The following is a 12442-nucleotide window of genomic DNA, read 5'->3' on the forward strand; positions in this document are numbered from 1 at the left end:
TTACGTCAAGGACGTGAGAATGGGGGAAGGGGCTCCGGTAGAGCATGCGTATAGAAATGTGAATGATGGAACCCTCGCTCTTTACGTCCCCAACCCACTTGTCGGTGTCGTCCTTCTTGTCGTCGTCCGACTCTTCGCCCTCGATCACGGGGATCAGGGAGAGCTTGCCGCGGGAGTCGATCTCGGCGATCTCGACCTGGACCTTCTGGCCCACACCGAGGACGTCCTCGACGTTCTCCACGCGCTTGCCGCCCGCGAGCTTGCGGATCTGCGAGATGTGCAGCAGACCGTCCTTGCCCGGGAGCAGCGACACGAACGCGCCGAAGGTGGTGGTCTTGACGACCGTACCCAGGTAGCGCTCGCCGACCTCCGGCATGGTCGGGTTGGCGATGCCGTTGATCGTGGTGCGGGCGGCCTCGGCGGCCGGGCCGTCGGCGGCACCGATGTAGATGGTGCCGTCGTCCTCGATCGTGATCTCGGCGCCGGTGTCCTCCTGGATCTGGTTGATCATCTTGCCCTTGGGGCCGATGACCTCACCGATCTTGTCCACGGGGATCTTGACGGTGATGATCCGCGGGGCGTTCGGGGACATCTCGTCCGGGGTGTCGATCGCTTCCATCATCACGTCGAGGATGTGGAGGCGGGCGTCACGGGCCTGCTTGAGGGCCGCGGCCAGGACGGAGGCCGGGATGCCGTCCAGCTTGGTGTCGAGCTGGAGGGCGGTGACGAACTCCTTGGTGCCGGCGACCTTGAAGTCCATGTCGCCGAAGGCGTCCTCCGCACCGAGGATGTCGGTGAGGGTGACGTAGTGCGTCTCGCCGTCGATGTCCTGGGAGATCAGGCCCATGGCGATACCGGCGACGGGGGCCTTCAGCGGCACACCGGCGTTCAGCAGCGACATGGTGGACGCGCAGACCGAGCCCATGGACGTGGAGCCGTTGGAGCTCAGCGCCTCGGAGACCTGGCGGATCGCGTAGGGGAACTCCTCGCGGGTCGGCAGGACCGGGACCAGGGCGCGCTCGGCGAGGGCGCCGTGGCCGATCTCGCGGCGCTTCGGGGAGCCGACGCGGCCGGTCTCGCCGGTGGAGTACGGCGGGAAGTTGTAGTTGTGCATGTAGCGCTTGCGGGTCACCGGGGAGAGGGTGTCCAGCTGCTGCTCCATGCGGAGCATGTTGAGGGTGGTGACGCCCAGGATCTGGGTCTCGCCACGCTCGAACACCGCGGAGCCGTGCACGCGCGGGATGGCCTCGACCTCGGCGGCGAGCGTACGGATGTCCGTGACGCCACGGCCGTCGATGCGCTTCTTCTCCTTGATCACGCGCTCGCGGACGAGCTGCTTGGTCAGGGAGCGGTACGCGGCGGAGATCTCCTTCTCGCGGCCCTCGAACTCCGGGAGGAGCTTCTCGGCGGCGAGCGCCTTGACGCGGTCCAGCTCGGACTCGCGCTCCTGCTTGCCCGCGATGGTCAGCGCGGAGGCGAGCTCCGGGCGGACGGCGGCGGAGAGCGCCTCCAGGACGTCGTCCTGGTAGTCGAGGAAGATCGGGAACTCGCCGGTCGGCTTGGCGGCCTTGGCGGCGAGGTCGGCCTGGGCCTTGCAGAGGACCTTGATGAAGGGCTTCGCGGCTTCCAGACCGGCGGCGACGACCTCCTCGGTCGGGGCCTCGGCGCCGCCCTTGACCAGCTGGATGGTCTTCTCGGTGGCCTCGGCCTCGACCATCATGATCGCGACGTCGCCGTCCTCCAGGGTGCGGCCCGCGACGACCATGTCGAAGACGGCGTCCTCGAGCTCGGAGTGCGTCGGGAAGGCGACCCACTGGCCGTTGATCAGCGCGACGCGGACGCCGCCGATCGGGCCGGAGAAGGGCAGACCGGCCAGCTGGGTGGACGCGGAGGCGGCGTTGATCGCCACGACGTCGTACAGGTGGTCGGGGTTGAGCGCCATGATGGTGGCGACGACCTGGATCTCGTTGCGCAGGCCCTTCTTGAAGGACGGGCGCAGCGGGCGGTCGATGAGGCGGCACGTGAGGATCGCGTCCTCGGAGGGCCGGCCCTCACGGCGGAAGAAGCTGCCGGGGATCTTGCCGGCGGCGTACATCCGCTCCTCGACGTCCACCGTCAGGGGGAAGAAGTCGAGCTGGTCCTTGGGGTTCTTCGAGGCGGTGGTCGCCGACAGCACCATGGTGTCGTCGTCCAGGTAGGCCACGGCGGAGCCGGCGGCCTGCTTGGCGAGGCGGCCCGTCTCGAAGCGGATGGTGCGGGTGCCGAAGGAGCCGTTGTCGATGACGGCCTCGGCGTAGTGGGTCTCGTTCTCCACTAGGTGCTCTCCGTTACTTTTCGTCTGCGTATCGTCTTTTGTCCCGATCCGCCCGTGTGGCAGGGGGACATGGGCGGAGAAGCGCTCCGTCTGGTGCGGGCCGGTCTTCGATCGAAGCACCCGGGTTCGCATTGCCCGGGGGCCACTACCGAGGACCGGCGGCGGCGAGGTGCACTTCTCCTCGTGTTACTGCGTTGTGCTACCACACTACAAAGCAGGTGTGACACTCCGCACGTTTCCGTACGTACGGCAAAGGGAGCGATCCCCGATCGTTTCGGGAACCGCTCCCTTCGTCACGTCTTACTTGGCGCCCGCCGCACCGCGGCGGATGCCGAGGCGGTCGACCAGCGTACGGAAGCGCTGGATGTCCTTCTTCGCCAGGTACTGGAGAAGGCGGCGGCGCTGACCGACGAGGATCAGCAGGCCACGACGGGAGTGGTGGTCGTGCTTGTGGGTCTTGAGGTGCTCGGTCAGGTCGGAGATCCGACGCGAGAGCATGGCGACCTGGACCTCGGGGGAGCCGGTGTCGCCCTCCTTCTGGCCGAACTCGGAGATGATCTGCTTCTTCGTAGCGGCGTCGAGCGACACGCTTACTCCTCAGGATCTGTGGTTGCCGCCGAGTGCCCCTGGTCTGCTTCTCAGGGATGCTTCCGTGACTCGGGAGGCGGAGGCCGGCGGGCGTGAACACACACGGCCGCCGACCAGGATAGCAGCCTTGTCAGCTGGTCATGCCCCGGGCGGCCGCGTACAGGTCGAGGACCGCGAGGCAGAGCGGGACCAGGGAGAGCAGGACCGCGCCCTCGCTCAGGTCGAGCATGCGGCCCCAGAAGGGGGTCACGCCCTTGCGCGGCACGATCAGGGCGATGGCCACCAGGAGCATCGCGCCGAAGGCGACCGCGGCGGCGAGCCAGACGGTGCGGATGTCCAGCGGGGCGCTGTTGTGGTTGTAGAGGAGCTCCTCCATGACGTCGGCCGGCGGGTTCAGCGCGAGGCCGAGCACCAGCAGGCTGAGCGTGACGATGCCCGAGACCATCAGGGTGACGACCTGGGAGGTGTAGAGGAACAGCCGGGCCCGCATCAGCATGGCGAGGCCGGCGGCGAGCGCCATCAGCTGGGCCCAGCCGTTGCTGGAGAAGCCGAGCACCACACCGGCGGAGGCGACCCCGCCGACCGCGCAGCCGCCGACGAGGCCGAGCAGCAGCTCGTGGCCGCGGCGGGCCTGGTCGGTGATGATCCGGAAGTCGACCGGCTCCTGCTCCTGCTGCTCGTCCGGGCGGTTGCGCTTGGCGATCTGGTCGGGCGAGCGGAAGCCGATGGGCAGCCGGGCGAAGCGGGCGGACCAGCCGGGCAGGAAGCCGATGACGGCGACCATGACGACGGCGGTGCAGGCGGCGCTCTCGCGGGGCTCGGCCTCGGTGACGATCGCGGCGAAGGTGGCGAGGACGCCGATGCCGGCGGCGAACGCGGCGGCGATGAAGGGGGCGTCGTTCTGCGGCAGCATCAGGACGAGCAGCACGGAGGCGACGAGCAGGACGGCGAAGCCGACGAGGAGGTGCAGCCGTCCGGGGCCCTCGCCCGCGTCGACGCCGAGGATTCCGGAGCCGCCGACCATCAGGTGCGGCAGCGAGGCGAGGCCGAGGGCGACGGCCGCGTGGTGGTCGTCGTAGACACGCGCGCGTACGGCGGCCAGGGCGACGAGGACGATGCCGGTGACGCCGGCGATGATGCCCGGCAGGCCGTGCATGTCGTGGCGGATCGGCTCCGAGAACCACAGCGCCAGCGCCATCATCGTCAGCAGCAGCGCCCCGGCGAGCAGGCCGACGGTGCGCATCATGCCGTCGTTCCAGCTGCGGCGGTCGGCCTCGACGGCGGCGGCCACGGCGTCCACGACGTCGTCGAAGACGGCGGGCGGCAGCGAGTCCGCGAACGGTCGCAGAAGCAAAAGTTCGCCGTCGCGTATCTGCTGCTCGGCGAGCGAGCGGCCGTCGTCGAGGACGGAGCCGTCCCTGCGCACCAGGTTGTACCCGGTGGGCGCCGTCTCCTCGGGCGTCTGACCCGACAGCCTCAGGATCTCCGGGTACACGTCAGAGAGCGGCACGTCCTCGGGGAGTGCCACATCGATCCGGCTGTTCGGTGCCGCCACCGTGACCCGGCAGAACCCGGTTGCTGAAACCGTACTCACCTGACGGTTCCCCCTCGTCCAGTACTGGTGATTTCGTCGCGGTTTGCCAGGGCGATTCCCGCTCCGCGCTTGGTTCGGTGCGTCACCCTACCGTCCCCACCCGGCATCTCCTCATCCCCTCCCGGCTCAATCGCCGCGGAGAACAGTAGGATCAACGCCCGGCTCATGGGCTGGCAGAGCCAGCGGAGTTGACGAACGTACGGGGGCCGTCACAACGGGGGCGGTTCAAGATTGCGATTGCGTGAAGGACTGGTGGATCGGTGAGCGTCGTCATCGTCAAACGCCCCCCGCGGGTGTTCCCGCCGGAGGTGCCCAGTGAGGAGGTCAGACTCGAAGCGCCTCCCGAACTGCCGCGCACCGAGGACGACAGCCTGCTGATGAACCTGCTGCCCATGCTGGGCATGGGGTCGTCGGCGGCGTTCTTCTTCATGCCGGGCGCGCAGGGTTTCATGAAGATCATGGGCATGCTGATGATGGTGTCCACCGTCGCCATGCTCGTGGCCCAGATCGTCCGGGCCCGCAAGGGACCTTCCGGCCAGATGGCCGAGGCGCGGCGCGACTACCTCAAGTACCTGGCGCAGAAGCGGCGGGAGATCCGCCGTACCGCGCACAAGCAGAGCGACGCCCAGCACTATCTGCACCCCGCGCCCGAACAGCTGTGGGCGCTGGTCGCGGAGGGCTCGCGGCTGTGGGAACGGCGGTCCACGGACCAGGACTTCGCGCAGGTGCGCATCGGCCTCGGCCCGCAGCAGCTGGCGACTCCGCTGGTCGCGCCGGACACCGCGCCGGTGGACGAGCTGGAGCCGCTGACCGCGCACGCGATGCAGCAGTTCATCGCGGGCTACGGCACGTTGGGCGAGCTGCCGCTGGCGATCGGGTTGCGCTCCTTCTACCACGTGACGATCTCCGGGGATCCCGAGACGGTCTACGGCCAGACGCGCTCCGTGGTCGGCCAGCTGGCCTCGCTGCACTCCCCCGAGGACGTGCTGATCGCGGTCGTGGCCGCGCCGGGCGCCGCGGTGGAGTGGGAGTGGACCAAGTGGCTGCCGCACATGCAGCACAAGGAGTCCGACGGCGCGGGCTCGCGCCGGATGCTCTGCCAGGACCTGGGCGAGCTGGAGGAGATGATCGCCCAGCAGCTGGAGGGCCGCCCCCGGTGGAGCCGGGACGGACAGCCGGTCCTCGACCAGCCGCACGTGGTCGTCGTCCTGGACGGCGGCGGGGTGCCCGCGGACTCGCAGCTCGCCTCCTCGGAGGGGCTGCAGGGCGTGACCATCGTCGAGGTGGTCCCCGGTGAACTGGACGAGCCGCGCGGCTCGTTGATGGTGCGGGTGTGGCCCGAGGCGATGGAGCTGGAGGCGGGCACGGGTGTCTTCACCGGCACGCCCGACGTGCTCTCGCTGGCCCAGGCGGAGTCGCTGGCCCGCCAGTTGGCGCCGCTGCGTCTCGGTGCGGCGGACGCGGACGAACCGCTCCTCGCGAACCTGGACTTCACCGACCTGATGCAGATCGGCGACGCGGGCAGCGTGGACGTCTCGCGCACCTGGCGGCCGCGCACCCTGCACGAGCGGCTGCGCGTCCCGATCGGCCTCGGCGAGAACGGCGAGCCGGTCATGCTGGACATCAAGGAGGCCTCGCAGGAGGGCATGGGCCCGCACGGCCTGTGCGTCGGCGCCACCGGTTCCGGAAAGTCGGAGCTGCTGCGCACGCTGGTGCTGGGCCTCGCGGTCACGCACTCCTCCGAGACGCTCAACTTCGTCCTCGCGGACTTCAAGGGCGGCGCCACCTTCACCGGCATGGGCTCCATGCCGCACGTCTCCGCGGTCATCACCAACCTGGCCGACGAGCTCACCCTCGTGGACCGCATGCGCGACTCCATCACCGGTGAGCTGAACCGCCGCCAGGAGCTGCTGCGGCAGACGGGCAACTACCAGAACATCACCGACTACGAGAAGGCCCGCGCGGCCGGCGCCCCGCTGGACCCGCTGCCCTCGCTCGTCCTGATCATCGACGAGTTCAGCGAACTCCTCGCCGCCAAGCCCGACTTCATCGAGATGTTCATCCAGATCGGCCGCATCGGCCGTTCGCTGGGTGTGCACATGCTGCTCGCCTCGCAGCGCCTGGAGGAGGGCAAGCTGCGCGGCCTCGACACCTTCCTGTCGTACCGCATCGGCCTCAGGACCTTCTCCGCGGCCGAGTCGCGTACGGCGATCGGGGTGCCCGACGCCTACCACCTGCCGAACGTCCCCGGCGCGGGCATCCTGAAGTACGGCACCGACACGATGGTGCAGTTCAAGGCCGCGTACGTGTCCGGCACCTACCGGCCCAACGGCCCGGTGGCGCAGGGCGGCGGGCGGATCGACCGCTCCCCCGTGCTGTTCACCGCGGCGCCGGTGCCGGTGCGGATCCTCGCCGAGCCGGAGCCGGAGACCCGGGTCAACCAGGTCGACGACGCGCTCGCCGACACCGTCCTCGACGTCATCGTCAGCCGCCTCGACGGACAGGGTCCGCCCGCCCACCAGGTGTGGCTGCCGCCGCTGGACGAGCCGTTCAGCCTCGACCAGGTGCTGCCGGTGCTGGGTGTCAGCCCGGAGCGCGGTCTGCACGCCGAGGGCTACCACGCGCAGGGCAAGCTGATCGTCCCGGTCGGTCTGGTCGACAAGCCGTTCGAGCAGCGCCGTGACGTGATGTACGCGGACCTGTCCGGGTCCGCCGGTCACGCGCTGATCGTGGGTGGTCCGCAGTCCGGCAAGTCGACGCTCGTCCGGACGATGATCACGTCGTTCGCGCTCACCCACACCCCGGCCGAAGTGCAGTTCTACGCGCTCGACTTCGGCGGTGGCGGCATGCTCGCGCTGGAGAACCTGGCCCATGTGGGCGGCGCGGCCTCCCGGTTGGACCAGGAGAAGGTGCGCCGGACGGTCGCGGAGGTGCACGGGATCCTCAACGCCCGTGAGGAGTTCTTCCGTTCCAAGAGCATCGACTCCATGAACACCTTCCGCACCCGCCGGGCCCAGGGGCACTACCCCGACCAGCAGTGGGGCGACGTCTTCCTGGTCATCGACGGCTGGGGGACGTTCAAGAACGACTACGAGATGCTCGACCCGGTCATCGCGGACATCGCCCAGCGCGGTCTCGGCTTCGGTATCCACCTGGTCATCACCGCGACCCGCTACACCGAGATGCGGCCGGCGCTGCGCGACCAGATCCTCAGCCGGCTCGAACTGCGCCTCGGTGACGCGATGGAGTCGGAGTTCGACCGCAAGCGGGCCGAGAACGTGCCGATGGGCAAGCCCGGTCGCGGTCTGTCCCCGGAGAAGCTGGACTACCTCGCCGCGACGCCCCGGATCGACGGGTCGACGGCGGTGGAGGACCTCGCCGACGGCATGGCCAACCTCGTCCAGAGCGTCAACAACGCCTGGCAGGGCCCGGCGGCGCCCAAGGTGCGGATGCTCCCGACCATGCTGCACGCCTCCGAGCTGCCCGGCGGCGGCGACTTCGGCAGCCGCGGCATCGCGGTCGGCGTCGACGAGCTCACCCTGTCCCCGGTCTTCGTGGACTTCGAGACCGACCCGCTGTTCGTCATCTACGGCGAGAGCGAGTCCGGCAAGTCCTCGCTGCTGCGGTTCATCGCCAAGCAGGTCGCGGAGCGGTACCCGGCCAACAAGGCGCTGTTCGTGGTCTCGGACTTCCGGCGCGCGCTGCTCGGCCAGGTGCCCGAGAGCCACATGTACAAGTACTGCGCCTCGGGTCCGCAGCTCCAGGAGGTCATGGAGTCGCTGGCCGGTTCGATGAGCCGCCGTATGCCGGGTCCTGACGTGACGCCGGACCAGCTGCGCAACCGGTCCTGGTACAACGAGCCGGACGCGTTCATCTTCATCGACGACTACGACCTGGTCGCGACGTCGATGGGCAACCCGATGTCGGTGCTCCTGGAGTACCTGCCGTTCGCGCGTGACCTCGGTCTGCGCATCATCCTGGCCCGCACCACCTCGGGTGCCTCCCGCTCGTCCTTCGAGCCGGTGCTCACCCGGATCAAGGAGCTGGGCGCGCAGGGCATCGTGCTGTCCGGCGATCCGTCGGAGGGGCCGGTGTTCAACAACATCAAGGCGACGCCGCAGCCGCAGGGCCGCGGGCAGTTCATCTCGCGCCGGGCCAGCGGGCAGCTGGTCCAGACGGGTTACCTGCCGGAGAGCTGAGCCGGGTACGACGGAGGGGGCGGACCGGGTTTCCGGTCCGCCCCCTCCGTACGAGGTGGGTCAAAGAGGTCGGTCGAGCAACTTCCGCAGCGGCGGGGAGAGTTCTCGTACGACGGCGCCGGCGGCCTGTGCCGCGGTCAGCTCGCCGAGATACTGGCGGGCCTGCCCCGACAGCAGCCGCTGCCGCTTGCCGAGGCGATGGCCCGCCACCCACGTCCAGACGCCGAGGACAGGCAGCAGGGCCGCCGCGAAGGCCACCGGGATGTCCTTGACCACGGCGTACCCGACCCCGACCGCACCGGCGACGACGAGGATCCAGCCCGCCTCGTCGTGCCAGCCGCCCCGGTCGGCGATCCGCTCGTACTCCTCGACCTCCGGGGGCTTCGGCGGCAGCGGTACGGCGCTCCTGGCGTCCTGCGAGGGGCCCGCGGAGAGCGCGGTGTACGACGGCAGGGGCGCCGCCTGGAGTTCGCCGCCGCCCTTGCCGGTCAGCCAGGCGGGGACGAAGCTCACGGGGGCGCCGTACGCCAGCGCCGCCGCGAGGACGTACCGGTACCCCTCCAGGAAGGGGTGGTGGAGCTTGCGTCGGCCCACGAGGTTCACGCGGACGAATCCGGCGACCGCGAGGGCCAGCACCGCGGCGGGCGGCACCACGGCGACGCCGAGGTTCTCCGGCCTGCGGTACAGGACCCACACCAGCCAGCTGAGTCCGACGGTGGCCGCCAGAGAGGCGGCCCAGACCAGCGGGCCGAGCCCGGTCCGCCGTACGGACTCCTCGTGCTCGGCCAGCTGGCGCCGTACGGCGGAGTCGTCGAAGTAGTCGTAGCCGTACGTCCGGCCGAACTCCCGTACGGCGTCGGCGAGCCGGGGCTGTGCGGACAGCGCGGCCGCGCCCACCGGCAGGAGGTCAGGGGTGTCAGTGTCCATGATGGGGCCGCCTCCTCGGGTCGGCCGCCGCTAGCCGAAGACGGAGTCGCCGGGGCCGCGGACGATTCGGGTGCAGGGGGCGACGACCTCGACGACGAGACGGCGTCGGCCCTCGATCAGCGTGACGGTGATCCGGTGGCCCGAACCGCCGTCCGCGGCCAGGGAGGCACTGCGGCCGGGGACGCCCGCGAGCTTGATCCAGCCCTGGGCCTGGAACGCCTCGTCGAGGCGTCCGACGGCGGCGGCCAGCGGGGGCTCGTCCACGTCGTCGATCTGCCACTGGTGACGGGCCGTGCATACCGAGGTCAGCCCCCGGGACCAGCAGTCCGCGCAGGCGACGGCGGAGACCGCGTTGCCCTCGTCCATCCGTCCGCGCACGCCCAGGGCGTCGAGGATCCGGCTGGAGTGGGCGTACAGCTCCTGGACGACGGCAGGGTCGGGCGTGACGTCCGGGACGGGCTGGGCCTGGGAGAGCGCGGCGGCCATCTCGGCCTCCTCCTCCGTGGCCCAGTCCAGCGTCCTGAGGATCGTCGCGAAGAGCTCCGAGTAGAGGTCCCAGTCCTGCATGCTGGGCGTGGAGAGCTCGAAGACCAGCAGGTCGGCGTCGTTGGGCAGCGGTATGTAGACCTGGATCTGACCGCGCGGCACCTCCAGGGGCTCCCCGGTGGGGGACGCCTCGGCGGTGAGCGTGAAGGGCGCGTCGCCGATCCGGACGACGGCCTGGGAGTCGCCCCGGCCACAGGGCAGGGTGCTGATCCGGACCTCGTCGTCGGGATAGGCCCGCTGGAGGGCCGAGAGCGCCTCCGTGAGGACGTCGGCGGCCGTGATGCCCTGGAGCGGGGTGCGGTAGACGGCGACGGTCGCGGTGCTGGCGCGGCCGTCCACGTCCAGGTTGCAGAAGCCCGCGTACACGGCGCCCGCGTTGCGCAGGTCGTCGATGATCGAGGCGTAGGTGACGAACATCCGGAAGCGGTCGTCCTCGGTGCCGCCGGGCAGGACCTGGCGGACCGTCTCGTAGAGCCGCTCGCCGGCCTCCTCGACGTCCTCGGTGTCCACGGGGAGTTCGTGGAAGAACGGCGGCAGGACCCAGCCGACGTGCAGGCCGGGCGTCCTGGTGACCGCGGTGGTGGTCTCGGTCATCGTGCTCAGGCCGCCAGGGTCTGGAGGAACCTGTCACCGGTGGCCGCCGGGTACGGCATCGTCGTGACTGCGGGCTGCGGCATGGGCGTGTTCGGGTTCGCCGGGGTCGGGTGGGTCGAGTACTCCGGCGTGGGCGAGGGTGCGGGTGCGGGCTGGGGCGCCGGTGCGCTGCTGCCGCCCTCGTCACCGCCGGTGATCAGGTGACCGATGCCGAAGCCGGTGGAGAAGCCCTTGACGGCACCGGTGATGAGCGACGGGTCGACGGCCTTGCCGAACTTGCCGAGGCCCCAGTTGATGATCTTCGTGCTCATGGGGTTCTTGATCTGGTTCATCATGACCTTGGCGCCCGAGGCGAGCGCGCCCGCCTCCCGGGCTCCGGTGAACAGCGCCTTCCCGCCGGAGAACAGGGCCTTGCCCGCGCCGCCCACACCGGGGATCACGCCGAGCGCGTCGAGGCCGACCTTCCACATCGGGGCGCCGCCCATCCAGTGGCCCGCCATCGCGGCACCGGCGAAGGCGACCGAGCCCGCGCCCAGGATGGCCGAGGCGACCTGGCCGCCGACCGGGATGACGTTGACCACGATGGCGGCCGCGGCGAGCGCGGCGGAGATGGTGGAGAACAGGTCCGCGTTGTCGATGAGGAAGTTCTTGAAGCCGTCCCAGGCGCCCTTGAGACCGTCCGTGATCTTGTCCCAGATGCTGATGTCCGGCGGCCTGTTGTTCGCGGCCTCGCGAATGGCCTTCTCGGCCTTGGCGGCCTGCTCCTCCCAGTACTTGCGCAGCGCCTCGCCGTTCTCGATGAGCATCTTGAGGTCGGTCGCGGCGTCCTGTGCGGCCCGGGAGGCGGAGTCGGCCTCCTCGGAGAGGGCCTTGGCCTGCTGCTCGGTGAGCTGCTGGAACTGCGCGCCCTCGATCTTGACGTTGACCCGGTCGACGTCGGCGTTCTTCTGGTCGAGCCGCTTGCGGGCCTCGACCGCGCGCTCCTCCAGGTTCTTCGCCTGGCGCTGCATGGTCTCCAGCTCGTCGTGCCAGCCGCGCAGCGCGCGGGAGCAGGCGTTCATCGACTCGTGGCCCTGCTGAAGGTACTTGGGCAGCTCGCCGACCTTCGCCTGGAACTTCTTGGCGGCCTCGCCGTCCCAGATCCCGTCGGTCTTGCCGATGTTGACCAGCATCTCGCGCATCTCGTCGAGCTCGTCGCCGACGGTCTTCACGTCGTACGCGAGCGACTCGATCGTGTGCAGGTCGCCCTTGGCCGGGTTGAACGTCAGTCCTGGCCAGCTGGGATCGTCGAACATTCCCATCGTCTTCTCCCCGTTGTGTGCGTTTGCGAGGTGGTGTGCGTCTGCGAGTCGCCGGAGCCCCGATGGCCGGAACTACGCCTGGCTGAAGCCCTTCTGAAGGTCGCGGTCCGTCGACTCGTACGACTCAAGCGTCTTCTGGAGGCCCTCGTGCAGCTGCTTCGCGCCGTCGGCGATGCGCTTGATGCCGTCGCCCCAGTCGTCCTGGAAGTCGTCACAGGCGTTGTCGAGGCCGTCGGTGCCCAGACCCTTGGGTCCCACCTTGTTGAGCCGCTCCTGAGCGCCCCGCATGCGGTCGCCCACCTGGTCCAGCCTGTTGATCAGTGTCTTCATGCGATCGGTGTCGATCTGGAAGTCCGCCATCCCCGTGCCTCCCCGTACC

The 12442-nt window shown here is 69.8% G+C and carries 7 protein-coding genes and 1 pseudogene; 1 reads left to right on the forward strand and 7 read right to left on the reverse strand.

All coding sequences use genetic code 11. The features are described from left to right. Positions 1–97: 97 nt before the first annotated feature. From ABZ896_RS29605 to eccD, 3 genes and pseudogenes are all read right to left on the reverse strand, one after another. Positions 98–2314: pseudogene (locus ABZ896_RS29605) on the reverse strand (polyribonucleotide nucleotidyltransferase); the annotation flags it as partial. 300 nt (positions 2315–2614) lie between these two features. Next, positions 2615–2902 carry a 30S ribosomal protein S15 gene (gene rpsO / locus ABZ896_RS29610; RefSeq protein WP_028802543.1) on the reverse strand — a complete coding sequence of 96 codons (288 nt, stop codon included), beginning with the start codon at positions 2900–2902 and terminating at the stop codon, positions 2615–2617. A 130-nt stretch (positions 2903–3032) separates the two neighbouring features. Beyond that, on the reverse strand, positions 3033–4496 hold the full coding sequence (gene eccD / locus ABZ896_RS29615; RefSeq protein WP_360935751.1) for a type VII secretion integral membrane protein EccD: 1464 nt from the start codon (positions 4494–4496) through the stop codon (positions 3033–3035). A gap of 260 nt (positions 4497–4756) precedes the next feature. Here eccD and eccCa point away from each other — a divergent pair, with 260 nt between their 5' ends. Then, complete coding sequence (gene eccCa, locus ABZ896_RS29620; RefSeq protein ID WP_360935754.1) at positions 4757–8695, forward strand: type VII secretion protein EccCa; 3939 nt, start codon at positions 4757–4759, stop codon at positions 8693–8695. 60 nt (positions 8696–8755) lie between these two features. Here the strand turns inward: eccCa and ABZ896_RS29625 are convergent, their stop codons facing one another. The 4 genes from ABZ896_RS29625 to ABZ896_RS29640 all read right to left on the reverse strand — a co-directional run bounded on the left by ABZ896_RS29625 (position 8756) and on the right by ABZ896_RS29640 (position 12423). Continuing rightward, positions 8756–9622: a hypothetical protein gene (locus ABZ896_RS29625; RefSeq protein ID WP_360935757.1), complete on the reverse strand. Its 867-nt coding sequence runs from the start codon at positions 9620–9622 to the stop codon at positions 8756–8758. Positions 9623–9652: 30 nt separating this feature from the next. Further along, complete coding sequence (locus ABZ896_RS29630; RefSeq protein ID WP_360935760.1) at positions 9653–10762, reverse strand: hypothetical protein; 1110 nt, start codon at positions 10760–10762, stop codon at positions 9653–9655. Positions 10763–10767: 5 nt separating this feature from the next. Beyond that, positions 10768–12063: a putative T7SS-secreted protein gene (locus ABZ896_RS29635; RefSeq protein ID WP_360935763.1), complete on the reverse strand. Its 1296-nt coding sequence runs from the start codon at positions 12061–12063 to the stop codon at positions 10768–10770. Between the two features lie 72 nt (positions 12064–12135). Then, positions 12136–12423: a hypothetical protein gene (locus tag ABZ896_RS29640; protein WP_360935766.1), complete on the reverse strand. Its 288-nt coding sequence runs from the start codon at positions 12421–12423 to the stop codon at positions 12136–12138. Positions 12424–12442 lie beyond the last annotated feature (19 nt).

Source organism: Streptomyces sp. NPDC047072, assembly GCF_040643855.1.
GTDB lineage: Bacteria > Actinomycetota > Actinomycetes > Streptomycetales > Streptomycetaceae > Streptomyces.

Excerpts from the sequence above, each read along its gene's own strand:
- ABZ896_RS29625 (WP_360935757.1), bottom strand. The coding sequence starts at position 9,622 with ATGGACACTGACACCCCTGACCTCCTGCCGGTGGGCGCGGCCGCGCTG.
- ABZ896_RS29630 (WP_360935760.1), bottom strand. The coding sequence starts at position 10,762 with ATGACCGAGACCACCACCGCGGTCACCAGGACGCCCGGCCTGCACGTC.
- ABZ896_RS29635 (WP_360935763.1), bottom strand. The coding sequence starts at position 12,063 with ATGGGAATGTTCGACGATCCCAGCTGGCCAGGACTGACGTTCAACCCG.
- ABZ896_RS29640 (WP_360935766.1), bottom strand. The coding sequence starts at position 12,423 with ATGGCGGACTTCCAGATCGACACCGATCGCATGAAGACACTGATCAAC.